The following is a 24,539-nucleotide window of genomic DNA, read 5'->3' as shown; positions in this document are numbered from 1 at the left end:
GGTGCTCATTCCAGCCCCTCCACCAGTGCGCGGAAATGCTCGCCGCGTTTCTCGAAATCGGAATATTGGTCGAAGCTGGCACAGGCGGGCGAGAGGAGCACGGTATCGCCATCTTCCGCGCTGTCAGCGGCGGCTGAAACCGCGCGATCCAGCGTTTCGCACTGCTCCACCGGCACGCGGCCTTCCAGCAGCGCTGCAAAGTCCGGTCCGGCCTTGCCGATCGTGTAGGCGGCTTTCACGCGAGGAAGTTCGGCCTCGCATTCGCCCAGCCCCGGCTCCTTGGCGAGCCCGCCGAGGATCCAGTGGATATTGTCGAATGCTGCGAGCGCGGGGGCAGAGGCAGCAGTGTTGGTGCCCTTGCTGTCGTTGACGTAGGCTACGCCCGCGATTTCGGCGACCCGCTCCATGCGGTGCGGAAGGCCGCGGTAGCTTTCGAGGCCTGCCTTGATCTGGCTCTGCGACAGGCCGAGAATGTCGCACACCTCGATAGCCGCAGCAGCGTTTTCATGATTGTGCGGGCCTTGGAGCGAGGGCCAGTTGGCCTGCTCTTCGGGAGCGATACCCCGGTTCTCGAAGACGTCTTCGAGGATGCTCGCAATCGAGCCCTCGGCGAACTTTCCGAGCGACCGCGCATCCTTGAACCGGGCGATGGAATTGTGCCCCCGCGTCTGCATGGAAAGCAGGCGAAACTTGCTCGCGGCGTATTTTGCAAAGTCGCCATCGTACCGATCCAGATGGTCCGGCGTGATGTTGAGCAGCACCGCCACTTCGCAATCGAGCGAATAGGTCAGGTCGATCTGGTAGCTCGACAGCTCTAGCACATAGACGCCACCCTCGGGTAGCGGCTCCTGCTCGAGGATCGGCAGGCCGATATTGCCGCCCATCGTGGTCGGCACGCCAGCTTGTTTCAGGATGTGGTAGACCAGCGCCGTGGTGGTCGATTTGCCATTGGTGCCGGTGATGCCGACGACGCGGTGAGCCGGTAAATCGGCGCGCGCCTGCGCAAACAGCTCCACATCACCGATCACGGGCACGCCGAAACTATCGGCATGAGGCTTGATCGGATGCGTGTTGAGCGGGACGCCGGGACTGACCACCACACCCGCATAGCCGGTAAGGTCAGCCTCCAGCGGATCGCCGATAGCGCAGCGCCCGTTGTAAGGCTCGCGCGCTTCGGGGCGGTCGTCCCACACGAGCACCTCCGCGCCAACCGCGAGCAAGGCCTCGACCGTCGCCCGGCCGGACCGCGCGAGGCCGAGCACCGCGTATCTCTTGTCCTTCCAGGCAGGTGAAGTGATCATCTGAGCTTGAGCGTTGCCAGCCCCAGGAGTGCGAGCACGATGGCGACAATCCAGAAGCGGATAACGACCTTGCTCTCGGACCAGCCGAGCTGCTCGAAATGGTGGTGGATGGGCGCCATGCGGAAGACCCGCTTGCCCGTGCGCTTGAACCAGAAGACCTGGATGATGACCGAAAGCGCCTCGAACACGAACAGGCCGCCGACGATGGCCAGCACGACTTCATGGTGCGTTGCCACGGCAATCGCGCCGAGCGCACCGCCCAGGGCCAGCGACCCCGTGTCGCCCATGAAAACGGCGGCAGGCGGGGCGTTGAACCAGAGGAAGGCGAGACCCGCGCCGATGATCGCCGCGCACATTATCGCCAGTTCGCCAGCACCCGCAACATGCGGAATGCCGAGATACTCGGAATAGTCCACCCGGCCCACGAGATAGGCGATGATCGCAAAGGTACCGGCAGCGATAATGACCGGCATGGTTGCAAGCCCGTCCAGCCCGTCGGTAAGGTTCACCGCATTTCCTGCGCCTACGATCACGAAGGCGGCGAAGACGTAATAAAACGGCCCCAGCTCGACCCCGAAATCGTTGATGAAGGGGACGTAGACGAAGGTGTTGATCTGGCTGACGATGATCCAGCTGGCCGCGCCTGCGACGATGAATTCGAACAACAGGCGGGTGCGGCCCGAAACGCCCTTGTGGCTGGCCTTGGACACCTTGTCGTAATCGTCGAGGAAACCGATCAGGCCGAACCCGCCGGTCACCGCGAGGCAGGCCCAGATGAAGGGGTTGGACAGGTCCATCCACAAGATCATCGAAATGAACAGGCTGACGAGTATCATCAGGCCGCCCATGGTCGGCGTGCCGACCTTCGCCAGGTGCGTCTGCGGTCCGTCTTCGCGGATCGGCTGGCCCTTACCCTGGCGCACGCGCAGCATATCGATGAAGCGCGGGCCGATCAGCAAGCCGATCAGCAGCGCGGTAAGCAGCGTCGCCCCTGCCCGCGCCGTCTGGTAGCGGACCAGGTTGAACAGGCCTTCGAAATTGAAATACTCGGCGAGGAGGTAGAGCATCGGGCCGCGCGGGGCCTCCTATTCAGGGCGGGTGAAACGGTCCACGAGCCGGCCGAGCCCGACCGAATTGGAACCTTTGACCAGCACCGCGTCGCCCGCCACGATGCCGAAATCCTCGAGCAATCCGATCGCCTCGTCGGCAGTCAAGCAATGCTCCCACTCTAGCGGCTTGCCAAGCGAGTTGAGGACGGGTTTCCCCAGTTCGCGGGCCAAAGCGCCCATCTCGTCGCCCACCAGCACCGCATAGTCGATATCCGCTGCAATGACGTGCTCTGCAAGCGCGGCATGGAACTTGGGAGCGAAGTCGCCCAGCTCCTTCATCGCACCGAGGACGGCGATGCGACGGGTCGAAGGCGTGGTGCCGAGTTGCGCCAGCGTTGCGCGCATGCTGGCAGGATTGGCGTTGTAGCTTTCGTCGATCATCAGCGCCTTGCCGCCAGGTGCATCGATGCCGTGCCGTTCGCCCCGGCCCTTCAGACCGCCCATTTCGGCAAGCGCGAGACCGGCTGCGGCCATATCGCCGCCCGCGGCGCGCACTGCCGCCATGACGGCAAGCGAGTTGGCGACCCAGTGCTCGCCCGGTTCGGCCACGGTGTAGCACAACCGTCCGGTGTCGAATTCGCAGGTCACGAGGCTGCCGCCATTGGCGCTCGGGATCGCATCGAGCAGGCGCATATCGGCATGGCGTGACTTGCCGAAGCTGACGACCTTCGCGCCGACACGCAGGGCGGCGAGTTTGAGCTGTTCGTAATGCTCGCTGTCGGCAGGGATTACTGCCGTGCCGCCCGGTTCGAGGCCGGAGAAGATTTCCGCCTTGGCGTTGGCGATCGCCTTCATCGAACCGAGGTTCTCGATGTGCGCGGGAGCGATGGTGGTGATGACGGCGACATGCGGGCGGACTTGCGCGGTCAGCCCTTCGATCTCGCCGGCATGGTTCATGCCCATCTCGAACACGCCAAAGCGGCTGCGCGCTCCCATCCGCGCGAGGCTGAGCGGGACGCCGACATGGTTGTTGTAGCTGCGGGTCGACCGATGCGCCGCACCGCGACTGGCACGTTCCAGCGCTGCAAAAATCGCTTCCTTCACGCCGGTCTTGCCGACCGATCCGGTGACACCGATGATCCGCGCCTCGGTCCGGCTGCGGGCTGCCCTGGCGAGCGCTGCGAGAGCTTCGGTGGTGTCGTCGACCAGCACGTGAGGATAATCGACCACGCGGTCTACGATGGCTGCCGCCGCGCCGTTTTCGAATGCCTTGTCGATGAAGCGATGTCCGTCCATCGCTTCGCCCTTCAGGGCTACAAAAAGGTCTCCGTGCACTACGTCACGGCTATCCATCTCTACACCGGAAACCTGAAAATCGCAGCTTGCCGTGCCGCCGGTGACTTCGGCTATCGTATTGGAATCCCACAGGGTCAGGGGCAGGCGATCGCGCGGATCGCTCGTCCATTCGACATAGGCGGGGTGGCGCAGGATAGCCGCGCTCATGCATCACCTCTGGCGATGGCAGCCGCACATTCGCGGGCGACTTCCACGTCGTCGAAGGGAAGGACCTTCATGTTTTCTCCCGATCCGATGATCTGACCCGTTTCATGACCCTTGCCCGCGACAAGCACGATGTCGTCGGGTCCGGCTTCTGCAATGGCGGCATGTATTGCTTCGCGACGGCCGCCTATTTCTCTGGCTTCGGGCGCGCCTTCAAGCACGGCGCGGCGGATATCCGCAGGATCCTCGCCGCGCGGATTGTCATCCGTGACGATAACCACGTCGCTCGCCTTGGCTGCTGCTTCACCCATGGGTTTGCGCTTGCCGTGATCGCGGTCGCCGCCGGCGCCGAATACGGTGATGAGCCGTCCGCCAACATGGGGGCGAAGCGCGGCGATTGCCGCCTCGATCGCATCCGGCGTGTGTGCATAATCGATATAGACAGGCGCTCCGCTGGGCGCGATGGCTGCTCGCTCAAGCCGTCCGCGAACCGGCTGGAGGCGGGCGACACCGTCCCATACGCGGCCCGCATCGATGCCCGTTGCAAGAGCAAGACCCGCGGCGGTCAGGGCATTCGACACTTGGTAGGCGCCGATCAGCGGCAGGTTGATCGTGTGCTCGGTCCCTTCGTGTGAGACCTTGAGGGTCTGGCCGAGCTGGGTGGGCTGGCGGTCGATCAGGCAGATATCCTCGCCCTTCTCGCCCACCGTCATTACATTGAGGCCACGGCCCTTGGCATGCTCGACCACGCGCGCATTCCATTCGCTGCCGTCGAGCCAGACAACCGCGGTCGCTCCGTCCGATACCACTTCGTCGAACAGCCGCATCTTGGCCGCGAAGTAATCTTCCATGTCCTTGTGATAGTCGAGATGATCGCGGCTGAAGTTGGTGAACGCCGCCGCCTGGACCGGAACGCCCTCGTTGCGCGATTGCGACAGGCCATGGCTCGACGCCTCGTAGGCGACATGCGTGACGCCCTCGCGAGCGAGGCCGCTCATGTTCGACAGGAAGGTTACGATGTCGGGCGTGGTCAGGCCGGTAGACACGCTCTCGTCGGGGGTCGTGACGCCGAGCGTCCCGATGCTGGCAGCCCGCTCGCCCGCCATGCGCCAGATCTGGCGCGTCATCTCGACGGTCGATGTCTTACCATTCGTGCCCGTAACCGCGACAATGTGTTCCGGCACCGGCGTGAAGAACTGCGCGCCGAGCTTGGCGAAATCCTTGCGCGGTTCTTCGCTCGCGATGTGGATCGCGCCTTCCACCTTGGCCTCTGGCCGGGCGACGACGGCAATCGCGCCCGCTTCGATAGCGGCGGGAATAAAGTCCTCGCCATTGACCACGCTGCCTTGGAAAGCACCGAACACGGTGCCGGGCGCGACCTTGCGGTTGTCGATGGCGAAACCGGTGACGTTGGCGCTACCGTCACCCGGGCAAGCGATGCCCGCTTTTTCGCAAAGCTTGTCGAGCCTCATTCCATGGCTCCCGGGATAAGCGGCTTGATTGCAGAAATGTCGATGTCGCGCGTGTCGTCAGGACGCACGCCGATCAGCGGGCCGATGCGAGGAACCAGGCGACCAACGATGGGCGCCGCGTTCCATGCCGCCGTGCGCTGGTAGGAACTGGCGAGCGTGCCGCGCGGCTCGTCGAGCATGGCGATCACGACATAGCGCGGGCGATCCATCGGGAAGGCGGCTGCAAAGGTCGAGACCAGAGCGGTCCGGCGATAGCCTCCCTTGCCGCCCGGCTTTTCGGCCGAGCCGGTCTTTCCGCCGACGCGGTAGCCCGGAGCGTCCGCATTGCGGCCCGTCCCGTAGATTGCCGTCGCTCGCAGCATCTGGCGCATCCGGCTGGAGGTCGAAGCCTTGAACACGCGGCGACCCTTGGGCGCTTCGCCCGCACCCAGCTTGTGCAGGGTGGCCGGGCGCCACACCCCGCCATTGACCATCGCTGCATAGGCGCTCGCAAGGTGAAGCGGGGTAACCGCGATGCCGTGTCCGTAGCTGACCGTCATGCTGCGCAGGCGCGGCCATTTCTCGCCCGGCCAGATCGGGAAACCCTTGGCCGGCAATTCGATATGCGGGCGCTCGTTCATACCCATGTCTATCATGTAGCGCCGCAGGCGTTCCGGGCCGAGTTCGTCCGCGATCCGCGCGGTTGTAGTGTTCGAGGAATGGATGAGCGTTTCGACCACGTTGAGGTCCGGCCCCATCGCGTGGCTGTCCTTGATCGAGAATCTGCCGACTTTCACTGGCGAGGCGTCGTAGCGTTTGCCCAGATCGCGCACGACGCCCGCGTCGATCGCGGCTGCGACAGACAACGGCTTGAAGGTCGAACCCAGCTCGTAAACCTGGTTTGTCACACGGTTGAACATCAGCGACTGGCCGTCCTTGTCGATCTTGTTCGGATCGAATTCGGGAAGCGATGCCAGCGCGAGGACCTCGCCCGTATCCACGTCGAGCACGATCCCCGCCCCGCCCTGCGCCTGCGTGAGTTTCATGCCGCGGCGCAGTTCGTCTTCGAGGGCGCCCTGAACGCGAACGTCGATCGACAGGGCGACGGGCGTTCCGCGCGTGTCGGGATTGCTCAAGTGTTCGTCGAGGACCTGCTCCATGCCGACGCGGCCGCTGCCATCGGCGGCCACATAGCCCAGCACGTGGGCCGCCATCTTGCCCTGCGGGTAGTGACGGTCCTCTTCCATCGGGATTTCAAGAGCCAGTTCACCGATTTCCTGCACCCGATTTGCTTCTTCGGGGAGCAACCTTCTGCGCAGGTAACCCTGCTTGCCTGCAGCGAGTTGCCGCGCGACCTTGGCCTGATCGAGATCGGGGAATATCTCACCCAGCTTCGCGGCGACTTCTTCGGGTGCACGCACCAGAGGTTCGCCGTCTTCACCCAGCGCCTTGGGATTGAACCACAGGGCATAGGCCGGGAAGGCACGCGCCATCGGCACGCCGTTGCGGTCGGTAATTTCACCGCGCGGGGGCAGCAGCGCGTCGGCCAGCGTGGTCGCCCGCGCCTCGGCACCGTTCATGCCGAGGTAGGAGATGCGCATCACCGCGATCAGGGCGAGGAAGGCGAATGCCGCAACGATCCACAGGACGCGCCAGCGCGCCAGGTCGAGCGAGCGTTCACGCAGGGTAACCAGTTGGACCCGGCCGCTGGCAACGGCCATGCTGACTGCGCCCGGTCCGCCATTGATGGCGGAAAAAGCGTTCACCGCGCCACCTCTGCCGACGCAAGGGAGGCGTTACCCGGCTCAGCCAGTCGCTGGGCGAGCGACGTGGCGAGACCACGCGCAGGCGTGGTGCTGGCGACGGCGGGAGGTTGTTCCTCCTCGCCGAGCCAGTCCCCGAAGAGGCTCTCTTCGTCTTCACCCTGGCTGACAGGGCGCAGCATCGCGACACGAATGGGCTGCGGGGCGTCGTGACCGCGCGGCGTTCCCAGCACGGCCAGTTGGCGCTCCTGCTCGACATACTGGTCGGCACGGGGCGCGGAATATCCGAATTCTACCTGGTTCCAGGCCGCCAGCTGGTGCTGGCTGGCACGCGTCTGGAATTCGGTTTCGAGCATGAGCTTGGAGCGTTCGGCAGCGATGATCTGGCGCTCGACCAGGCGCACGTCGCTCTTCACCGCATTCACCTTGAACGTGAGCGCAAGCAAGGCGGCGAGGCAGGCGCCAAGCGCAAGGAGCCAGCCGATCTGGCGGAGGCGGGAGGAGCGCACCATTACGCGGCCTCCCTTGCCGGGGTGGCGGTACGCGTGGCGTGGCGCAGGACCGAGGACCGCGCGCGCGGGTTGCGCTCCAGCTCGGCCTTGCCGGGCTTGATCGCCTTGCTGACTTTCGAAAAAACCGGATCGTCCTGCGTCACCATTGGGACATGACGCGAAGCACTCGGGGTTGAGGAGGCCTCGCGAAGGTAACGCTTGACGATCCGGTCTTCGAGGCTGTGGAAGCTGACCACCGCAAGGCGGCCCCCTTCGCACAGCAGGTGTTCGGCAGCCGACAACCCTTGGGACAGTTCGTCGAGTTCGCCGTTCACGTGAATTCTGATGGCCTGGAATGTGCGGGTGGCCGGGTCTTTCTTGTCATGCGGCTTGTGACCCAGCGCCTTGCGCACGACGCGCGCCAGCTCTCCGGTCGTCTCCAGGGGACGCGCAGCAACGATGGCGCGGGCCACGCGGCGCGACTGGCGCTCTTCACCATACTGGTAGATGACGTCCGCGATCGTGCTTTCGTCGGCGGAATTGAGAAAGTCGGCAGCGCTTTCGCCGTCCTGGCTCATCCGCATGTCGAGCGGCCCGTCCGAGGAAAAGGCAAAGCCGCGCTCCGCCTGGTCAAGCTGCATTGAAGACACGCCGATATCCATCACCACGCCATCGACTCGCGCCAATCCGGCCGACGTCATGACGTCGAGCATTTCGGAGAAACGATGGGGATGGAGAATAAGGCGCGGCGGGTTTTCCCCCGTCTCGCGCCATGTGCGACCAGAAGCGATTGCGTCGGGATCCCTGTCGAACGCATGCACGGTCGCGCCGCGCTCCAGCAACGCGCGCGTATAGCCGCCCGCCCCGAAGGTCGCGTCGATGATGACGTCGCCGGGCTGCGGATCGAGCGCTTCGATCACTTCGTCGAGGAGGACGGGGATGTGGGGCGCGCCGGTCATTTGCCCTTCGCCTTCGCGTCGGAAAGGAAGCTTTCGCAGGCAGCTTTCGCGCCGGCCCAGTCATCGCCCATCTTGGCGAGTTCGGCGGGGTTCCACAGCGTGAAGAAGCGTCCACCGCCCTGGAAATAAAGCCCGTCCTCGATCTTGCCGAGAGCGCGCAAATGTTCGGGCATCACGAAGCGACCGCTGTCGTCGAAGGGCATTTCAAGGAAGCCGAAAAGCTGGCTGGCGCGCGTGTCGCGGTCGAATTCCTTGCCGAGACGGACGGCCAGTTCTTCTTCGCGGTCGAGCTGTGCGTTGAGTTCTTCCTTGCGGGACAGGCCGAAGCCGACGAGGCAATCCCAGCTGGTGTGCTTCATCAGGCACAGCACGCGGCCGTCGCTCGATTCCTTCAAGGCCTTGCGGAAGATCGGCGGGAGCACAAAGCGGCCCTTGTCGCCAGCAGGCGAGTAGGCTTGTCCGCTATACCCTCCGAATTGCAACGCCTTGTCCCCGGCTTGTGTTCAAATCCCCCTCGGACACATCCTCCCCGTCCGCCCAAGCACGTGCTCGACCGGCTCGCCAACCCGATTGGGAGAGCGCGCAAAGACACTGGCTGTCCGATGTGGGAAAGATTTATCGCGGGAGACGCGGGGATGGAAGGGAAAATTGCGGGATTTTACGGGATAAACCCGCAAATATCTGATTTATATGGATTAATTTCTCTTCATGGCGACTGTCATTCTTACCATCATCCTAACGCAAGTGCCGGTTTTATACGGGGAATCGTCATCCGGCCCGTGCTTTCCCGGGTTCCTTCCCGTGAAATCCCGCGGGATATCCTTCAGTCGAGTCGCTTGAGCAGCCCGGACAACGCGGCCCGCCGCTGCGCATCGCCACTCTCCGTGTCGAGCACGGCGGCATCCGCGACCAGCAACACCCGCCCTGCGCCGATCGCGCAGTCCGCAACAAGCGCATCGGAAGACAGGCTGCAGCGCGCATCCTCTCCCCCGTCGCCAAGTGCGAAACGGCCTGCCAGCTGCACGGGAAAATCGCCGTCCGGCCCTGCGACGACCCGTTCGTCCTGGCTCTGCGTGTCGTCGAATTCGAGCGTCAGACCCCAGCGCGCCAGGATCGGCGAAACCAGCACGACGTCGAACGGGCGACGCGGATCGCCGAGCGCGAATTCGGAATGCTGGGTAAGGAACGGATCGGCGAACACCAGCGCCCTGCCCCCACCTCGCACCCATTCGTCGAGCGCTACGTTTTCGGACGGCGCCAATGCCCGCGGCTGTGCGATGACAAGCCGGTCGAGACCGTCGATGGCATCTTTTTCAAGCGTGTCGAGAGGCGTCAGATCGTATCGCTCTTCGAGCAGGGAGCGCACCCAGCTCGGCTCTTGCGAATTGCTTTCCAGCATGGCGGCAATGTCCTGCCCTTCCGCCCAATAGATCGGGAGGGAGGTAAACAGGCCCAGCGGTTCTTGTTCGATATCCGCCCCGCCGCGCGCCTCCTCCTCGCTGGCCGCGCAGCCTGCGAGCAAAAGGAAGGCCGAAAGAAGAGCCGCCTTATTCAGCAGGGGCATTCGGATCGCCGATACCCTGTTCGGGCACCACGGCAGGGCTCTGCGTGCTCGAAGGTACGGGCTCGGCAGGTAGATCGGGGACCACACCGGCTTCGACCAGGGGGTCGGCCTGCGTTGGCTCGGCGCTGGGTTCGGTGGTGGCGGCAGCCTGGGGTACGGAGGACGCGTCGACTTCGCGCGCGCGATCCTGCACCAGGCTCGCCAATCCGACGAGCAGGACCATGAGGACTACGCCGGCGATCCCGATCTGCAGGCGATGGACCGCCTGCGCTCGCGAACCGCCCAGCGGAGCTTCAGGTAGGCCGCCAATCTGCGGCTTGCTGGAGGAAAGATCGAAATAGCGCGGCATTTTCATGATTCTGCGCTCCTTCGAGCCTCTCGTCAATCGGAAGCCTTCAACCAGTCGAATACCGGCAGGCCCTTGGCCTCCAGCCACTCTGCATTGTAGAGGCTGGAAAGGTAGCGGAAGCCGGTGTCGCAAAGGATTGTGACGACTTTCGGACTTTCCCGTCCTTCCGCGACGAGCTGTTTCCCGAGCGCGACCGCGCCCGCGACATTGATGCCGCTGGACAGGCCGAGGCACAGCCCTTCCTCGCGCAGCAGGCGTGCGACCCAGTCGAGACCTTCTTCGTCCGAGATACGGAATTGCGTGTCGATCGGCGCGCCTTCCAGGTTGCCGGTGATCCGGCCCTGCCCGATCCCTTCGGCAACCGAAGAGCCTTCGGCCTTCAGCTCGCCGCTCGCATAATAGCTGTAGAGCGCCGCGCCGTGCGGATCGGTCAGCGCGATGACGACATTTTCGTCCAGCTCCTTAAGGCCCATGCCCACGCCGGCGATGGTGCCGCCGGTGCCTGCCGCGCAGGTGAACCCATCGACCTTGCCGCCGGTCTGTTCCCAGATTTCCTTCGCCGTGCCCTCGATATGGGCCTTGCGGTTCGCGGTATTGTCGAACTGGTTCGCCCAGACCGCGCCTTCGGTCTCCTCTGCCAGGCGGCGCGAGGTGTGCACGAAGTGATTGCTGTCGGCGAACTTAGTCGGCGGGACGGTAACCAGCTCCGCGCCCAGAGCGCGCAGCGTGTCCATCTTCTCCTTGGACTGGTTGTCCGGCATCACGATGATCGTGCGATAGCCGAGGGCATTGGCCACCAGCGCGATACCGATGCCGGTGTTGCCAGCCGTGCCTTCGACCACGCAGCCACCCGGCTTAAGTTCGCCGCGTGCCTCTGCATCACGAATGATGTAAAGCGCAGCCCGGTCCTTTACCGAGGCGCCCGGATTGGCGAATTCGCACTTGCCGTAAATATCGCAGCCGGCTTCCGCGCTCGGCCCTTCGAGGAGGACGAGCGGCGTGTTGCCGATCAGGTCGAGCGCATGCTCGCGAATGGGAATTTGTGTCATGCTGCGTGAGGTAGGCGCGGCCGACCTACCTCGCAAACAACATCAATCTTCAGGGGCGATAGTAACCTTCAACCCGTCCAGTTCTCCGGTGAAGGGAATCTGGCACGAAAGGCGCGAAGTCTCGACGCGGTGCTCGGTCGATTCCAGCAGGTCGTCCTCGTCTTCGCTCATCTCGGGAAGCTTGTCCTGAAAGGCGGGATCGACATGGACGTGGCAGGTCGCACACGAGCAGCAGCCGCCGCACAGTGCCAGCAATTCGTCGAAGCCGTTGTCGCGAATGGCTTCCATAACGGTCAGGCCGTCTTCGACTTCGATCTCGCTCGTCTCGCCTTCGCGGGTGGTGACGATCAGCTTGGGCATCGATTGCGTATCCTTGTTGCCTCGCCCGCCAAACGGGCCCTATGCGTTGCGCTGCTATTCAATAGGGAGCGGAAGCGCAAGGTGGGCCTGACCAATTCGCAACTGCGCGAGCATCTCGATGCCGTGGCCGTAAAGGACGCGGTGGTAGCAGCGGCTCTTGAGCGCTGCGGCTATCCGGAAGAACGCATCCGCCCGACCGGCTATCGCACCCTGCTTCGCACCATCGTGGGACAGCAGGTCAGCGTCGCTGCGGCAGCCTCGGTTTGGAACAGACTGGAGGCGGAACTGGGCGAGGACATGGCGGCGCGCGAACTGCTCGACCGCGACTTCGATACATTGAGGGCGTGCGGGCTTTCGCGCCAGAAACAGGGGTATGCGAGGTCGCTGTGCGAACTCGTCGAGAGTGGGGAACTCGACCTGGAGAGCCTACCGCAGGATGACGAGGAAGCCATCGCCGAACTGGTCCGCATCAAGGGCATCGGACGCTGGTCGGCCGAGATCTACCTGCTGTTCGCAGAAGGTCGGCAGGACATCTGGCCCGCAGGAGATCTGGCAGTCCAGGAAGCGGTGGGACGCCTGCTTGGCTTGCCCGAGCGTCCGAGCGAGAAACACACCCGCGAGTTGGGCGAACAATGGCGTCCCTATCGCGGAGCCATGGCCATTTTCACATGGCACACCTACAACAATGCCGCGCTTTGACGGGCGCGGGAGGGAGAGAGACATGAGCGAACGCAAAGCGATTTTCATCACGGGTGGCGGATCTGGCATCGGCCGCGCGATCGCGCTGAAATTCGCGGATGAAGGCTGGTTCGTGGGCCTTGGCGATATCGACCAGGCAGGCATGGACGAGACGCTATCCCTGATCGAGAACGGGTTCACCTTCGCCCACAAGTTCGACGTGCGTGATCGCGAGGCATGGGACCACGCACTCGACGGCTTTGCCACCGCGAGCGGTGGCCGGATCGACGTTTTGGCCAACAACGCGGGCATTCCGCTCGGCGGATCGCTGATGGAAAACTCGACAGCCGAGATCGAGAGATGCCTCGACATCAACCTGAAGGGCGTCCTTTTCGGCGCGCAGGCAGCCTATCCGCATCTCAAGAAGACCGCTCCGGGATCATGCCTGCTCAACACCGCGAGCGCTGCCGGGATCTACGGCACGCCCGGCGCAAGCGTCTATTCCGCGACCAAGTTCGGCGTGCGGGCGATTACCGAAAGCCTCGATGGCGAATGGGCGGAAGACGGTATCAACGTCCGCTCGATCATGCCGAGCTTTATCGACACGCCGCTGCTCGATCACACACCCAATGCACAGAGCAACGAGGGCATTCGCCAGCGCGTGAAGGACGCAGGGCTCGAGATCACTCCGGTGGTCGAGGTTGCGCAGGCAGCGTGGGATGCGGTGCACGGCGACAAACTTCACACGACCGTCGGCAAGACGGCAAAGCGTATCGCTTTCGGATCGCGCTGGATGCCCGGCCGCGTGCGCAAGCAGACACGCCAGTCGGCCCGCCCCCTCGGCCAGTAAGGACCCACAATCATGCGAGTTATCCTGTCGCTGGCAGCGCTGCTGCTTGCCACGCCCGTTAGCGCCCAGCTCACCGAGGCCGAGCCCTATGTCCTCGGCCAGACCTACACGCTCGAAAGCGCGATACTGAAAGAAGGCACGCGCAAGATAACTGTGCGTTTGCCGGCCGAGTACGATGTCGAGCCGGAGCGCGCTTTTCCCGTCGTGTACCTCCTCGATGGCGGACCGGAGCAGGACTTCGCTCACATCGCCGGCATCGCGCAGAGCCGCGAGATGAATTATTCGTTCGAGCCTTTCATCCTGGTTGGCATCCAGAGCGTGAACCGCAGGCACGAACTTTCGCCTCCCGCTGCCGATCCCGCGCCATATGAAGAGGCCTTGAGGGCCACCCCCGGTGGTTCGGCGGACTACCGGCGCTTCCTGAAGGAAGAACTCAAGCCGATGGTCGAAGCGCAGTTCCGCACCGATGGACGCGATGCAATCATGGGAGAATCTCTCGCCGCGCTGTTCGTGGTGGAAACGCTGCTCGAAGAGCCGGCGCTGTTCGACGATTACATCGCCATTTCGCCAAGCATGTGGTGGGAAAAGATGAAGTATGGCCGCGAAGCCGGTGGCTACCTTGAGACCATGGGCTCCGGTGCAAAACGGCTGTATCTTTCGACCGCCAACGAAGGCGACTGGCACCGCGAGGGGACCGAGCACCTGATCGCCGCACTACGGCTGCATGCTCCCGAAAACCTGACATGGACCTTCATCGATGCCGGCGAAAGCGAGACCCACGGAACGCTCTATCACCCGATGGCCCTCGACGCTTTCCGCGCCCTCTACGGCACGCCCAGCCGCGAATATCGCAGCTATCCGCTCATCGGCGGCCCGGAAATCAGGGAGCGCAGTGCCGAGGAAAATGCGCTTCTCGAACAGGAATGCACGCGCGAAAACAGCATCGCGATGACGCCAGGCACGGCGGAGCGGGCCCGCGAGGCGATCTATTACCGCTGCTTGTTGCTGGAGCTCGGCCCGACGCCGCGCGAAGGCAATCTAGGCGAGTAGCGCGTCGATCTTGCGGGCCATTTTCACGTCGCGCAGGCTCAATCCGCCTGCGTCATGCGTGGTCAGCGTGATCTCCACGCGGTTGTAGACGTTGAACCATTCGGGATGGTGGTCGCGCGTCTCGGCGATCATCGCGACACGGGTCATGAATGCGAAGGCCTTGGAAAAGTCGTCGAATTCGAACTTGCGCTCGATCGCGTCGCCGTCGCGCGCCAGCGACCAGTCAGGCAATGCCCGCAGCCAGCTGTCGCGTTCTTCCTGGGTGAGCTGTTCGACGGAACCCATTTGCGAATCTCTCCTGCTTGTCGCTGGCAGCGCTTTTGCCTATCGCTCCCGCCCATGCAAGCGCGCCTAGCAGCATCCGACCTCGCCTGCCGCCGCGGCGAGCGGCTGCTGTTCCGCGCGCTGTCGTTCGAGGCCATCTCCGGCAGCGCCATCCACATCGCGGGCGCAAACGGGATCGGCAAGTCGAGCCTGATCCGCATCCTCGCCGGCCTGCTGCGCCCCTTCGCCGGAACCGTGGAAAGCGATGGCGCAATGGGCCTGGTCGACGAGCGATTGGCGCTCGACCAGAACCTGTCGCTGGGCAAGGCGCTCGCTTTTTACGAGAAACTCGACGGGTGCCGCGATCCGGGACGCGCGTTCGACCTGTTGCAGCTGGGCCCCCTCATGGATGTGCCCGTTCGTTACCTTTCGACCGGTCAGAAAAAGCGTGCGGCCCTTGCCCGCCTGCTCAATGGCAATTGTCCGATCTGGCTGCTAGACGAGCCGTTGAACGGCCTGGACGCGCAGGCCGTCGCGAGCGTGGAAACGCTGGTGGCGCAGCACTGCGATACCGGAGGTATTGCAGTGGTGGCATCGCACCAGGCGATGGCCCTGCCTGACGTAAGGACCATCGACCTCGCCGAGTACGCGGCATGAGCGCTCTCGCCACTCTCCTTCGCCGCGATCTCGGCCTGCTGCTGCCCGGTGGTCGCGGCGGAGCGGGTGTCCTTCCGCTCCTTTTCTTCCTCGCCGTCGCCATGCTTTACCCATTCGCTGTCGGCCCCGATGCGCAATTGCTGGCCCGTACCGGTGGCGGCGTCATCTGGGTGGCTGCCCTGCTGGCTGCGATCCTGCCGCTGGAGAAGCTTGTGTCGGGCGATCTGGAAGCCGGTGTCTTCGACCAGCTCGCCCTGCGCGGCGTTGCCGAGGAATGGGCCATGCTGTCGCGCCTTTTCGCGCACTGGCTGGCCTTTGCGCCGCTGCTGCTGGTCGCAACGCTGCCCGCAGCGGCGTTGCTCGGCCTTTCGGGAGAGACCACCCGCACCGTGCTGCTGGGCCTGCTGGCCGGGACGCCCGGCCTTGCTGCAGTGGGCCTTGCGGTCGCAGCCCTGACTGCCAGCCTCAGGGGTGGCGCTGCGCTGGCCGGTCTGATGGTTATCCCGCTGGCAGTGCCGATCCTGATTTTCGGCGCGGGCACGCTGGCCCGCCCGGACCCGAGCGGCCTGTTGCTGACGGCAGCAATCAGTCTTGGGCTATGTGCACTCGCCCCGTTGGCAGCAGGTGCCGCGATCAAGGCAGCGCGCGAAAGCTGACGGGACCTACGACACGCAGTGTCGCAAGGGCGACCGCCCGCCCGAGCCATTGCGAGGTAGCCAAGCAGTGCGGACGCACTGCGCCCGGCGACTGAGGGCGCTTACGAATAAGGCGGCTTGTGGAGGCCCTTGGGGCTTTCGGTAAAGATCTCCACCCCGTTTTCGGTAATCCCGATCGAGTGTTCGAACTGGGCCGAAAGCGACTTGTCGCGCGTTACCGCGGTCCAGCCGTCACGCAGCAGCTTCGCGTGCGGGCGGCCGAGATTGATCATCGGTTCGATGGTGAAGAACATGCCGGGCTTGAGTTCCGGACCCGTGCCCATGCGGCCGGTGTGGATCACCTCGGGCGCATCGTGGAACAGGCGGCCGAGACCGTGCCCGCAAAATTCCTGCACCACGCCATAGCGGTGCTGGCGCGCATGCGATTCGATGACCGCACCGATATCGCCCAGCCGCGCGCCGGGCTTCGAGGCGGCCTCGATGCCGAGCATGAGGCATTCGTAAGTCACGTCGACCAGCTTGCGCGCCTTGAGCGGCACGTCGCCGACGAAGAACATCCGGCTGGTATCGCCGTGCCAGCCGTCGAGCAGCGGGGTCACGTCGACATTGACGATGTCGCCATCCTTGAGCGCCTTTTCACTCGGGATGCCATGGCAGATCACGTGGTTGATCGAGGTGCAGCAGCTATGCGCATAACCGCGATAGCCCATGGTCGCAGGAACCGCGCCGCCATCGAGCGTCATGGTGCGCACGAGGTCGTCGATCTCGCCGGTGGTGACGCCGGGCTTCACGAAACCGGTCAATTCGTCGAGGATTTCCGCAGCCAGCCGTCCAGCCTTGCGCATGCCCTCGAAGCCTTCCGCTCCGTGCAGCTTGATCGTGCCGTCACGATAGACGGTCTGGTCGCTCTCGATTACCTGATATTCGGTCATGCGCGCCCATGTAGCGATGATGCGCGCAAATTGCGAGGTCCGTCAGTTGCGGACGCGAAACGCTGCGGCATAGGCGGGCTTCACTGCGTCGAGCACCGATGCGGTGACGGGAAAATCCAGCTCGTAGCTGCCTTCGGCGTATGGACCCGCGACATAGGGACCGAAATAGATACCGATGCGGTCGAAATGCTTCCCGTCGGACGAGCCGATGAAGATGCTGGCTTCATCGAGACTGGGGCAATCCTCGAATATCGCATCGCTTTGCGGATCGACCGGGCTGCCGCGCCGCTCTTCGCGTTCCTTGTTGAGGGTCGCGCAAAGCTTCGCGCCGAGCGCGTTCTCAAGGGCCACTGCGGATTCGAAAAGCTCCACTCCTTTTATCCCGACTCCATTAGCACGGTCCCAGACCAGCGAGGTGCGGCCGGACATTCCGTGCGCGCCGCCGGTATAGAGATACATATCGCGGGTCAGGCTGAGCCAGCCGGGAATGTCGGCAGCGACCTTCCACGTGACTTCATAGCCCCGGCCCACGCAGCTCACGCAATCCTCGCCGGCGAACTCGGCCAGCGAGCGCTTCCACTCTGCCTTTTGCTCGGCCAGCGCTTGGTCCCGCTCGCTGCGCAGGATTTTTTCCAGCGCAGGAATAGCGGACACTTCCGCGGGCCAGCTGTAAGCGAATTCGCGAGCCGCATCCCCGTTGCGCGCATCGTCCTCGAAGATCACCGCGGCAGGCGCGGCGTCACTGGCCGGCGCGGCATCGGCGCTGGCTTTTGCCGTAGCCGCAGGCGCATCGTCCTGGACCTCGGTAAAGGCGGGCGATTGCGTACAAGCAGCACTCGACAGGGCGAGTGAAATCAGGAACAGGCGGTGCCGCATCTCATTTCCATGCCCGAGATCAAATTAGTACGGGGTGAATACCAATGGCCGAAACCGCAGCTCTCATCCAGCCCGACCAGGGCCAGGACGCAACGCTTATCCACCTTGTTAACAAGGACGGGTTCGAAAATTGGGCGAAAAAACTGTCCGCAGGCCAACGCGAGGCCCTGAAGGCGCAGAAATTCGATGGTGGCGGCTACCAGACCGCGATCGTGCCCGATGGTGACGGATGGTTTGCTGTCGGCGGTGTAGCGAACCCGGACGAGCTTTCAAGCTGGTGCATGGCCAAGCTGGCCGAGGTCCTGCCGGAAGGCACCTATCGCCGCGCCGAGGGAGAGCCCGGACCTGCCATGCATGGCTGGCAGACGGCGCAATATACGTTCGAACGCTACAAGAAGCCGGAAAACCCGACCGGGCCGCGCATCCTCCTGACCAAACAGGCCGGACGTATCGAAGGCGCGATCGCGGAAGCGAAAGCCGTGTGCCTCGTGCGCGATCTGGTCAACACGCCTGCCGAAGACATGGGACCAGCCTCGCTCGAAGCGCAGGCGGAAAAGCTCGCCAAGGCCCATGGCGCAGATCTCAAGGTCGTCCGCGGCGATGCGCTGGAGCAGGACTATCCCTTGGTCCACGCAGTCGGCCGCGCTGCCGAACGCAAGCACGCACCGCGTCTCATCCACCTCACCTGGGGCAAGGAAAGCGATCCGGTGCTGGCCGTCGTCGGCAAGGGGGTCTGCTTCGATAGTGGCGGGCTCGACGTGAAGAGCGCAGCCGGAATGAAGCTGATGAAAAAGGACATGGGCGGCGCCGCCCACGCGCTGGCTCTCGGCGGGCTGATCATGGGCGGCAAGCTGCCCGTCCGCCTGCACCTGCTGGTGCCCGCGGTCGAAAATGCCATTGCAGGCAATGCCTTCCGTCCCGGCGACGTGCTGTCGTCCCGCAAGGGACTGACGGTGGAAATCGGCAATACCGATGCGGAAGGCCGCCTGATCCTGGGCGATGCCCTGACGCGGGCGAGCGAGGAGAACCCCGACCTGATCCTCGATTTCGCGACGCTGACAGGCGCGGCCCGCGTGGCACTCGGTCCCGATTACCCGGCCCTCATGACCCGCCGCGACGAAACGGCAGACGCGCTGATCGAAGCCGGACGGGGTGTCGACGACGAGCCGTGGAGGCTGCCGCTTCCCGACGCCTACAAGGAATGGCTGGCATCCGACATTGCCGATACGAACAATGCGCATGGCAATTCCTTTGCAGGTGCCAGCGTTGCCGGTCTCTTCCTCGACAAGTTCGTGGGCGAGGGACTGGATTGGGCCCATTTCGATACCTTCGCGTGGCGACCCGCTGCCAAGCCCGGACGCCCCAAGGGCGGCGATGCCTATGGCCTGCGCGCTGCGTGGCACATGCTCAAAGCGCGCTATACGGGGACATGACCGGCGCATGTCTTGCGAGAACGGGCGCGCGCGGCTAAGCGCCCGAGCTTGTAACAAATATCAAGCCAGACAGGTTTCGTGAGCGAAGACGCACAGTATTCCCTGCCGGACGGTATTGTCGGACTGAAAGGTCCGGTGGATCGGCCTGCGCCCGGCACCCTGCCGCTCAGAGGCGACCTGGCGCATATCGCGCTGGCCGGTCGCTATCTGGCAGCGCATTATGTCGTTCCCGTGAAACGTGCGATCGGTGCCAGTGACGCCGTGCTGAAACTGGCCATGCGCGACGATGCGGACGATGGCTCCACTCTCGCGGCAAACAGCGATGTCGAATTGCTCGACGTGGCCGGCGACTGGGCCTGGATTACCAAGGGACCGGAAGGGCCGAGCGGCTATGTCCGCATGAACGCCCTCGCGCCCGACACCGGTGCATAAGGTCTTCATCGACGGCGCTGCCGGGACCACCGGCCTGGAGATCGCCGCGCGTCTCGAAGGTCGCCGCGAATTCGAACTCATCACTCTCGACGACGAGAGGCGCAAGGACACAGGTGCACGACGCGAGGCGTTGAACGAGGCGGACGTCGCCATCCTGTGTCTGCCTGACGATGCCGCACGCGAGGCTGTCGAGCTGATCGATCCGGTTGGCGGCACCCGCGTCATCGACGCCTCCAGCGCCCATCGCACCGCCGAGGGCTGGTGTTACGGTTTCCCCGAGCTTGTCGGCCGCGAACGCGTTGCCGATGCGCGGCGGGTGAGCAATCCCGGTTGCTATCCGACCGGCTTCCTCGCGCTCGTCGCCCCGCTCGTGAAGCAGAGCCTGCTACCTGCCGACTGGCCGTACACGATCAACGCGACGAGCGGATATTCCGGTGGCGGCAAGGCCATGATCGCGCAATTCGAGCAGGATGGCGCGCCTGCCTTGCAGAGCTATGGCTATTCCATGGCGCACAAGCATCGCCCCGAAATGAAAGCCCATGCAGGGCTCACTCACGGGGTGATCTTCGCGCCGTCCGTCGTCCCCGCCTATCGCGGCATGATCGTGGAAGTGCCCCTGCACCTCGGCGCAATGGAAGGCGATCCCACAGCCGACGCGCTGCGCGAGGCACTGCGCGAATTCTATGCCGACAGCGCGGTCGTCTCGGTGCGCGAGAGCGCCGGTGTCGACAAGCTCGTCCTGGAGAAAAATGCAGAGCCAACGGATGCGATGGAGCTGTTCGTATTCGGCAATGAAGGCGGCTGGCACGCACGTCTCGTGGCACGGCTGGACAACCTCGGTAAGGGTGCCAGCGGGGCCGCCGTGCAGAACCTGAACCTGCTGTGCGGTCTTCCTGAAACGGCGGGCTTGGCTCTTCCAGATGCCTAAAAATTAGGCAGCGCCAGACTGCGCATTGGGCAGTCGCTTCCGGCTAGGAAGAGGCCATCTCTCGCGGGACCACGCAATTACGCGATTCCGCCTGCCGAGACCTTGCCTCTCCAGCTTGGCACGATTCTTGGAACACCGCGCGCAGAGGCGCATTCGTTTATCGAGGGCGCACTCACACAAGCAGGCGGGAATCGGATAGACGTGAAAAAGATCGAAGCGATCATCAAACCCTTCAAGCTCGACGAGGTGAAGGAGGCGCTGCACGAAATCGGCGTGTCCGGCATCACCGTGACCGAGGCCAAGGGTTTCGGCCGCCAGAAAGGCCATACCGAACTCTATCGCGGCGCCGAATACGTCGTCGACTTCCTGCCGAAGGTGAAACTCGAGGTGATCGTTTCCAGCGATATCGCCGAACGCACCGTCGAAGCCATCGCCGCAGCCGCCCAGACCGGACGCATCGGCGACGGCAAGATCTTCGTTTCCGCCATCGAGAGCGCGCTGCGCATCCGCACCGGCGAAAAAGACGAAGACGCAATCTGAATTTCAAACCGGCCCAAAGCCGGGACCAACACGAACTACCCCTACAGGAGGCAATCTAATGGCAAATGCGAAGGACGTCCTGAAGCGTATCAAGGACGAGGAAATCGAATGGGTCGACCTGCGCTTCACGGACCCGAAGGGCAAGTGGCAGCACCTCACCATGGTCGCCAAAACGCTCGACGAAGACCAGCTTGAAGACGGCCTCATGTTCGACGGTTCCTCGATCGCCGGCTGGAAGGTCATCAACGAAAGCGACATGATCCTGAAGCCCGATCTGGAACGCGTCTATGTCGACCCCTTCAGCGCCGAACCGATGCTCATCATGTTCTGCGACATCGTCGAACCGTCGACCGGCGACTGGTATTCGCGCGACCCGCGCACCACCGCCAAGCGCGCCGAGAACTATCTCAAGTCGACCGGCATCGGTGACACCATCTACGTCGGCCCCGAAGCCGAATTCTTCATGTTCGACGATGTGCGTTTCGAAGATGGCTATGCCGGTTCGGGCTACGCGATCGACGACATCGAATTGCCGACCAACAGCGGCAAGGAATACGAGAGCGGCAACCTCGCACACCGTCCGCGTGCCAAGGGCGGCTACTTCCCCGTCGCTCCGGTCGACAGCGCCGTCGACATCCGCGGCGAGATGGTTTCGACCATGATCGAAATGGGCCTCAACTGCGACAAGCACCACCACGAAGTGGCCGCAGCGCAGCACGAGCTGGGCCTCACCTTCGGCACGCTCGTTGAAACCGCCGACCAGATGCAGATTTACAAGTACGTCGTGCACCAGGTCGCGCATATTTACGGCAAGACCGCGACCTTCATGCCCAAGCCCATCAAGGACGATAACGGCAGCGGCATGCACACCCACATGTCGATCTGGGACGGTGGCAAGCCGACCTTCGCGGGCAACCAGTACGGCGGTCTGTCGGAAAACTGCCTCTATTACATCGGAGGCGTCATCAAGCATGCCAAGGCGCTGAACGCCTTCACCAACCCGACGACCAACAGCTATAAGCGCTTGGTCCCGGGCTTCGAAGCGCCGGTCCTGCTGGCCTATTCGGCACGCAACCGTTCGGCATCCTGCCGTATTCCCTACGGCACGGGCGACAAGGCGAAGCGCGTGGAATTCCGCTTCCCCGACGCGATGGCAAACCCCTACCTTGCCTATGCGGCCCTGCTCATGGCCGGTCTCGACGGGATCACCAACAAGATCCACCCGGGCGAAGCGATGGACAAGAACCTCTACGACCTGCCGCCGGCAGAACTGGCAGAAGTGCCGACCGTCTGCGGCAGCTTGCGCGAAGCTCTCGAAGCGCTGGAAGCCGACCACGACTTCCTGCTCAAGGGCGAAGTGTTCACCAAGGACCAGATCGAGGCTTACTGCGAGCTCAAGTGGGAAGAAGTGCTGCGTGTCGAAACCACGCCGTGCCCGGCCGAGTTCGACATGTATTACAGCGCCTGATCTGCGCCGGCAAAACGATACATAAGCGCTTAATCTTTCAGCATTATAGCGCAGTGATCACCGAGTGGGCGTCCGGAGAAATCCGGGCGCCCTTTATTTTGGCCGCAGTATTCGTCCGGCACTGCGACAGCGCTTCGCTCGCTATTTTCCTACTCGGCTGGAATCTGCCTAATCCCTCGGCCTCACCAATCTGCGAGGTACGAGAAAAATGAACCGCAAACCGATATTCGATCTTGTCCGCCGCCTGCTCGGCCGGAGCTTTCGGCAATCCGAAGTCGAGGCTCTGGACCAGGCGATCGACCGGTCCTCGGAAGTTTTGTCCCAGGACCGTGTTCCACCCGTTCCAATCTGTCGGATCGGCGAAGCGGGAATCCAATTGATCAAGAGTTTCGAAGGCTGCGCGCGCTTGCGCCGCGACGGCATGATCGAAGCCTATCCAGATCCCGGAACCGGCGGAGCCCCCTGGACCATAGGCTGGGGGGCGACAGGCCCCGGGATAGGCCCCGACACCGTCTGGACAAAGGAGGAGTGCGACGCTCGGCTCGAAGCCGACTTGGAACGCTATGCGGTAGAAGTCTCGGCCGCCATCGGCGACGCATCGACCACGCAAGGCCAGTTCGATGCGCTTGTCAGCTTCCATTACAACACCGGAGCTATCCGCCGCGCCACCCTCACCCGCCTGCATCGCGCCGGTCGCTTCGACGAGGCGGCGCAGGAGTTCGCGCGCTGGAAGCATGCGGGGGGCAAGGTGCTGAAGGGTCTGGTCAGAAGACGCGCAGCAGAAGCACGGATTTATCGGTCTTAGGCTTCGCGGTTGAAAACCTTGCCGAAAAATGAACCGGAACCGGATGGGCCGACCCTCCGTTGAAGCTCGCAAAGGAGACTAACAAATGCGTATTTTGCTGGCAGGAGCAGCTGCTTTCGCGCTCGCCGCAAGCGGAGCTTACGCCCAAGGAAACGGCAACGGTAACGGCAAGGGCAATGGAAACGATCGCGGGGGCGGTCCGCCCGCGGCTGCCCAGAACAAGGGCGGCGGCAATGCAAAGGCTAATCGCGGCCCGCAGCAGCAACAGGCCCGTGGGAATGGAAACGGAAACGCGAAGGCCGACCGTGGCCCCGATCGCCGTCTGGTACAGTCCGCAAATTCCAACCGCGGCAACGGAAATGGAAACGGCAACGCGAACCGTAATGCCGTGCTCAGCTATGACCGCGGCAATGGTCAGGGAAACGGTAATAACGGCAACAGCAATGGCGTCCGCTATAATGATCGCGGCAACGACTATCGCGACGTCCGTGTCTCATACGACGGGCGCGGTTTCTGGCTCGAGCGCGAGCAGCGCGACCGCGGCCTGGTAGACGGGTGCCCCCCTGGCCTTGCGAAAAAGCGTAACGGCTGCAACCCGCCGGGACAGGTCAAGGACGACTACCGCCGCAGCCTCTTCGGCAACGAATATCGCCCGAGCCTGTTCGGCCTGAGCAATTACGGTCGCGGCGACTATTATTACCGTGACGGTTATCTCGTGCGTTACGGCGACAGCGGCATTTCCGGCTGGCTGCCGCTGCTTGGCGGTGCGCTGGGCATCGGGAATGTCTGGCCTAGCGGTTACGCCAGCTACGATGTGCCCGACTATTACGTCGACTATTACGGCCTCGGCAGTCGCGATCGCTATCGCTATGCCGACAATGTGATCTACCGCGTCGATCCGGAAGATGCAGCGATCATGTCGGTTGCCGCTCTGATCACCGGCGACGAATTCAGTGTGGGTCAGCCCATGCCAAGGGGTTACGACGTCTACAACGTGCCCGCGCCCTATCGCGATCGCTATTACGACACGCCGGACGCGATGTACCGCTATTCCGATGGCTATGTGTATCGGGTCGATCCCGAAACCCGGCTTGTCGCGGCCGCCATCGATTTGCTCACCTGAGGGATCTCAAC

The 24,539-nt window shown here is 63.5% G+C and carries 28 protein-coding genes; 12 read left to right on the top strand and 16 right to left on the bottom strand.

Annotation, left to right across the window (positions count from 1 at the left end):
* Positions 1-5: 5 nt before the first annotated feature.
* The 12 genes from murD to BM173_RS09780 all read right to left on the bottom strand — a co-directional run bounded on the left by murD (position 6) and on the right by BM173_RS09780 (position 11,836).
* Positions 6-1,301 (bottom strand): UDP-N-acetylmuramoyl-L-alanine--D-glutamate ligase, encoded by a 1,296-nt coding sequence (murD, locus tag BM173_RS09835; RefSeq protein WP_090480846.1) that lies wholly within the window; start codon positions 1,299-1,301, stop codon positions 6-8.
* Entirely contained in the window at positions 1,298-2,368 is a 1,071-nt protein-coding gene (mraY, locus tag BM173_RS09830) for a phospho-N-acetylmuramoyl-pentapeptide-transferase (RefSeq protein ID WP_090480843.1), read from the bottom strand. Before mraY ends, murD begins: the two co-directional genes overlap by 4 nt.
* Before the next feature lie 18 nt (positions 2,369-2,386).
* Entirely contained in the window at positions 2,387-3,853 is a 1,467-nt protein-coding gene (locus tag BM173_RS09825) for a UDP-N-acetylmuramoyl-tripeptide--D-alanyl-D-alanine ligase (protein WP_090480840.1), read from the bottom strand.
* On the bottom strand, positions 3,850-5,322 hold the full coding sequence (locus BM173_RS09820) for a UDP-N-acetylmuramoyl-L-alanyl-D-glutamate--2,6-diaminopimelate ligase (protein WP_090480837.1): 1,473 nt from the start codon (positions 5,320-5,322) through the stop codon (positions 3,850-3,852). Before BM173_RS09820 ends, BM173_RS09825 begins: the two co-directional genes overlap by 4 nt.
* Positions 5,319-7,022 (bottom strand): peptidoglycan D,D-transpeptidase FtsI family protein, encoded by a 1,704-nt coding sequence (locus tag BM173_RS09815; RefSeq protein WP_090480834.1) that lies wholly within the window; start codon positions 7,020-7,022, stop codon positions 5,319-5,321. The genes BM173_RS09820 and BM173_RS09815 overlap by 4 nt, the downstream gene beginning before the upstream one ends.
* Positions 7,023-7,063: 41 nt before the next feature.
* The gene (locus BM173_RS09810; RefSeq protein WP_090480830.1) at positions 7,064-7,576 is read right to left on the bottom strand and encodes a hypothetical protein; all 513 of its coding nucleotides are present in this window, start codon (positions 7,574-7,576) and stop codon (positions 7,064-7,066) included.
* Complete coding sequence (rsmH, locus tag BM173_RS09805) at positions 7,576-8,514, bottom strand: 16S rRNA (cytosine(1402)-N(4))-methyltransferase RsmH (protein ID WP_090480828.1); 939 nt, start codon at positions 8,512-8,514, stop codon at positions 7,576-7,578. The genes BM173_RS09810 and rsmH overlap by 1 nt, the downstream gene beginning before the upstream one ends.
* Entirely contained in the window at positions 8,511-8,996 is a 486-nt protein-coding gene (locus tag BM173_RS09800) for a division/cell wall cluster transcriptional repressor MraZ (RefSeq protein WP_090480825.1), read from the bottom strand. Before BM173_RS09800 ends, rsmH begins: the two co-directional genes overlap by 4 nt.
* A 341-nt stretch (positions 8,997-9,337) precedes the next feature.
* Positions 9,338-10,078 carry a DUF4350 domain-containing protein gene (locus tag BM173_RS09795; RefSeq protein WP_090480822.1) on the bottom strand — a complete coding sequence of 247 codons (741 nt, stop codon included), beginning with the start codon at positions 10,076-10,078 and terminating at the stop codon, positions 9,338-9,340.
* A complete protein-coding gene (locus BM173_RS09790; protein WP_090480820.1) occupies positions 10,062-10,433 on the bottom strand; it encodes a hypothetical protein in 372 nt (123 codons plus the stop codon). The genes BM173_RS09795 and BM173_RS09790 overlap by 17 nt, the downstream gene beginning before the upstream one ends.
* Before the next feature lie 26 nt (positions 10,434-10,459).
* On the bottom strand, positions 10,460-11,476 hold the full coding sequence (locus BM173_RS09785; protein WP_090480817.1) for a cysteine synthase A: 1,017 nt from the start codon (positions 11,474-11,476) through the stop codon (positions 10,460-10,462).
* Between the two features lie 42 nt (positions 11,477-11,518).
* Entirely contained in the window at positions 11,519-11,836 is a 318-nt protein-coding gene (locus BM173_RS09780; protein WP_090480814.1) for a 2Fe-2S iron-sulfur cluster-binding protein, read from the bottom strand.
* 81 nt (positions 11,837-11,917) lie between these two features.
* Between BM173_RS09780 and BM173_RS09775 the strand changes: the two genes are divergently transcribed.
* Genes BM173_RS09775 through BM173_RS09765 form a run of 3 tightly spaced genes read left to right on the top strand, consistent with a single transcriptional unit; the run spans position 11,918 to position 14,414 of the window.
* Positions 11,918-12,535 (top strand): DNA-3-methyladenine glycosylase family protein, encoded by a 618-nt coding sequence (locus BM173_RS09775; protein ID WP_090480812.1) that lies wholly within the window; start codon positions 11,918-11,920, stop codon positions 12,533-12,535.
* A gap of 22 nt (positions 12,536-12,557) precedes the next feature.
* Positions 12,558-13,364: an SDR family oxidoreductase gene (locus BM173_RS09770; protein ID WP_090480809.1), complete on the top strand. Its 807-nt coding sequence runs from the start codon at positions 12,558-12,560 to the stop codon at positions 13,362-13,364.
* Between the two features lie 12 nt (positions 13,365-13,376).
* On the top strand, positions 13,377-14,414 hold the full coding sequence (locus BM173_RS09765; RefSeq protein WP_090480806.1) for an alpha/beta hydrolase: 1,038 nt from the start codon (positions 13,377-13,379) through the stop codon (positions 14,412-14,414).
* Here the strand turns inward: BM173_RS09765 and BM173_RS09760 are convergent.
* Positions 14,403-14,699, bottom strand: coding sequence for a 4a-hydroxytetrahydrobiopterin dehydratase (locus BM173_RS09760; protein WP_090480803.1), 297 nt, complete (start codon positions 14,697-14,699; stop codon positions 14,403-14,405). The genes BM173_RS09765 and BM173_RS09760 overlap by 12 nt on opposite strands.
* 54 nt (positions 14,700-14,753) lie before the next feature.
* On the opposite strand from BM173_RS09760, the gene ccmA reads away from it, so the two are divergent.
* Positions 14,754-15,335, top strand: coding sequence for a heme ABC exporter ATP-binding protein CcmA (ccmA, locus tag BM173_RS09755; RefSeq protein ID WP_090480800.1), 582 nt, complete (start codon positions 14,754-14,756; stop codon positions 15,333-15,335).
* Complete coding sequence (locus BM173_RS09750; RefSeq protein ID WP_090480798.1) at positions 15,332-15,991, top strand: heme exporter protein CcmB; 660 nt, start codon at positions 15,332-15,334, stop codon at positions 15,989-15,991. The genes ccmA and BM173_RS09750 overlap by 4 nt, the downstream gene beginning before the upstream one ends.
* 101 nt (positions 15,992-16,092) lie before the next feature.
* On the opposite strand, the gene map is transcribed toward BM173_RS09750, so the two are convergent.
* Positions 16,093-16,923, bottom strand: a complete 831-nt coding sequence (gene map / locus BM173_RS09745) for a type I methionyl aminopeptidase (RefSeq protein WP_090480795.1) — start codon at positions 16,921-16,923, stop codon at positions 16,093-16,095.
* A 42-nt stretch (positions 16,924-16,965) separates the two neighbouring features.
* Positions 16,966-17,799 (bottom strand): DUF3298 and DUF4163 domain-containing protein, encoded by an 834-nt coding sequence (locus BM173_RS09740; RefSeq protein WP_090480792.1) that lies wholly within the window; start codon positions 17,797-17,799, stop codon positions 16,966-16,968.
* A gap of 44 nt (positions 17,800-17,843) precedes the next feature.
* Here BM173_RS09740 and BM173_RS09735 point away from each other — a divergent pair, with 44 nt between their 5' ends.
* The 5 genes from BM173_RS09735 to glnA all read left to right on the top strand — a co-directional run bounded on the left by BM173_RS09735 (position 17,844) and on the right by glnA (position 22,600).
* Complete coding sequence (locus tag BM173_RS09735) at positions 17,844-19,232, top strand: leucyl aminopeptidase family protein (protein WP_090480789.1); 1,389 nt, start codon at positions 17,844-17,846, stop codon at positions 19,230-19,232.
* 78 nt (positions 19,233-19,310) lie between these two features.
* Entirely contained in the window at positions 19,311-19,664 is a 354-nt protein-coding gene (locus tag BM173_RS09730) for a hypothetical protein (protein WP_090480786.1), read from the top strand.
* Complete coding sequence (argC, locus tag BM173_RS09725) at positions 19,657-20,592, top strand: N-acetyl-gamma-glutamyl-phosphate reductase (protein ID WP_090480783.1); 936 nt, start codon at positions 19,657-19,659, stop codon at positions 20,590-20,592. Before BM173_RS09730 ends, argC begins: the two co-directional genes overlap by 8 nt.
* Before the next feature lie 201 nt (positions 20,593-20,793).
* Positions 20,794-21,132, top strand: a complete 339-nt coding sequence (locus tag BM173_RS09720; protein ID WP_090481558.1) for a P-II family nitrogen regulator — start codon at positions 20,794-20,796, stop codon at positions 21,130-21,132.
* Positions 21,133-21,190: 58 nt separating this feature from the next.
* Positions 21,191-22,600, top strand: a complete 1,410-nt coding sequence (gene glnA / locus BM173_RS09715; protein ID WP_090480780.1) for a type I glutamate--ammonia ligase — start codon at positions 21,191-21,193, stop codon at positions 22,598-22,600.
* A 43-nt stretch (positions 22,601-22,643) separates the two neighbouring features.
* Here glnA and BM173_RS14795 read toward each other — a convergent pair whose 3' ends face one another.
* Positions 22,644-22,976, bottom strand: a complete 333-nt coding sequence (locus tag BM173_RS14795; protein ID WP_245755846.1) for a hypothetical protein — start codon at positions 22,974-22,976, stop codon at positions 22,644-22,646.
* Here BM173_RS14795 and BM173_RS09710 point away from each other — a divergent pair, their 5' ends adjacent.
* Positions 22,977-23,405, top strand: coding sequence for a lysozyme (locus BM173_RS09710; RefSeq protein WP_245755845.1), 429 nt, complete (start codon positions 22,977-22,979; stop codon positions 23,403-23,405). It abuts the gene before it with no gap.
* An 85-nt stretch (positions 23,406-23,490) separates the two neighbouring features.
* Positions 23,491-24,528, top strand: coding sequence for a hypothetical protein (locus BM173_RS09705; RefSeq protein ID WP_090480775.1), 1,038 nt, complete (start codon positions 23,491-23,493; stop codon positions 24,526-24,528).
* Positions 24,529-24,539: the final 11 nt, after the last annotated feature.

The sequence above is a fragment of the Qipengyuania nanhaisediminis genome (assembly GCF_900115585.1).
GTDB lineage: Bacteria > Pseudomonadota > Alphaproteobacteria > Sphingomonadales > Sphingomonadaceae > Qipengyuania > Qipengyuania nanhaisediminis.
Note: the sequence above shows the minus strand (reverse complement) of the source record. Positions and strands in the feature narration are given on the sequence as shown.

What these genes read in the sequence shown, in the direction of transcription:
- glnA (WP_090480780.1), top strand. Translation starts at nt 21,191, where the DNA reads ATGGCAAATGCGAAGGACGTCCTGAAGCGTATCAAGGACGAGGAAATC.
- BM173_RS09740 (WP_090480792.1), bottom strand. Translation starts at nt 17,799, where the DNA reads ATGCGGCACCGCCTGTTCCTGATTTCACTCGCCCTGTCGAGTGCTGCT.
- map (WP_090480795.1), bottom strand. Translation starts at nt 16,923, where the DNA reads ATGACCGAATATCAGGTAATCGAGAGCGACCAGACCGTCTATCGTGAC.
- BM173_RS09780 (WP_090480814.1), bottom strand. Translation starts at nt 11,836, where the DNA reads ATGCCCAAGCTGATCGTCACCACCCGCGAAGGCGAGACGAGCGAGATC.
- BM173_RS09785 (WP_090480817.1), bottom strand. Translation starts at nt 11,476, where the DNA reads ATGACACAAATTCCCATTCGCGAGCATGCGCTCGACCTGATCGGCAAC.
- BM173_RS09770 (WP_090480809.1), top strand. Translation starts at nt 12,558, where the DNA reads ATGAGCGAACGCAAAGCGATTTTCATCACGGGTGGCGGATCTGGCATC.
- BM173_RS09795 (WP_090480822.1), bottom strand. Translation starts at nt 10,078, where the DNA reads ATGCCCCTGCTGAATAAGGCGGCTCTTCTTTCGGCCTTCCTTTTGCTC.
- BM173_RS09810 (WP_090480830.1), bottom strand. Translation starts at nt 7,576, where the DNA reads ATGGTGCGCTCCTCCCGCCTCCGCCAGATCGGCTGGCTCCTTGCGCTT.
- BM173_RS09790 (WP_090480820.1), bottom strand. Translation starts at nt 10,433, where the DNA reads ATGAAAATGCCGCGCTATTTCGATCTTTCCTCCAGCAAGCCGCAGATT.
- BM173_RS09750 (WP_090480798.1), top strand. Translation starts at nt 15,332, where the DNA reads ATGAGCGCTCTCGCCACTCTCCTTCGCCGCGATCTCGGCCTGCTGCTG.
- BM173_RS09820 (WP_090480837.1), bottom strand. Translation starts at nt 5,322, where the DNA reads ATGAGGCTCGACAAGCTTTGCGAAAAAGCGGGCATCGCTTGCCCGGGT.
- BM173_RS09765 (WP_090480806.1), top strand. Translation starts at nt 13,377, where the DNA reads ATGCGAGTTATCCTGTCGCTGGCAGCGCTGCTGCTTGCCACGCCCGTT.
- mraY (WP_090480843.1), bottom strand. Translation starts at nt 2,368, where the DNA reads ATGCTCTACCTCCTCGCCGAGTATTTCAATTTCGAAGGCCTGTTCAAC.
- BM173_RS09815 (WP_090480834.1), bottom strand. Translation starts at nt 7,022, where the DNA reads ATGGCCGTTGCCAGCGGCCGGGTCCAACTGGTTACCCTGCGTGAACGC.
- BM173_RS09705 (WP_090480775.1), top strand. Translation starts at nt 23,491, where the DNA reads ATGCGTATTTTGCTGGCAGGAGCAGCTGCTTTCGCGCTCGCCGCAAGC.
- BM173_RS09735 (WP_090480789.1), top strand. Translation starts at nt 17,844, where the DNA reads ATGGCCGAAACCGCAGCTCTCATCCAGCCCGACCAGGGCCAGGACGCA.
- BM173_RS09825 (WP_090480840.1), bottom strand. Translation starts at nt 3,853, where the DNA reads ATGAGCGCGGCTATCCTGCGCCACCCCGCCTATGTCGAATGGACGAGC.
- ccmA (WP_090480800.1), top strand. Translation starts at nt 14,754, where the DNA reads ATGCAAGCGCGCCTAGCAGCATCCGACCTCGCCTGCCGCCGCGGCGAG.
- BM173_RS09760 (WP_090480803.1), bottom strand. Translation starts at nt 14,699, where the DNA reads ATGGGTTCCGTCGAACAGCTCACCCAGGAAGAACGCGACAGCTGGCTG.
- murD (WP_090480846.1), bottom strand. Translation starts at nt 1,301, where the DNA reads ATGATCACTTCACCTGCCTGGAAGGACAAGAGATACGCGGTGCTCGGC.
- rsmH (WP_090480828.1), bottom strand. Translation starts at nt 8,514, where the DNA reads ATGACCGGCGCGCCCCACATCCCCGTCCTCCTCGACGAAGTGATCGAA.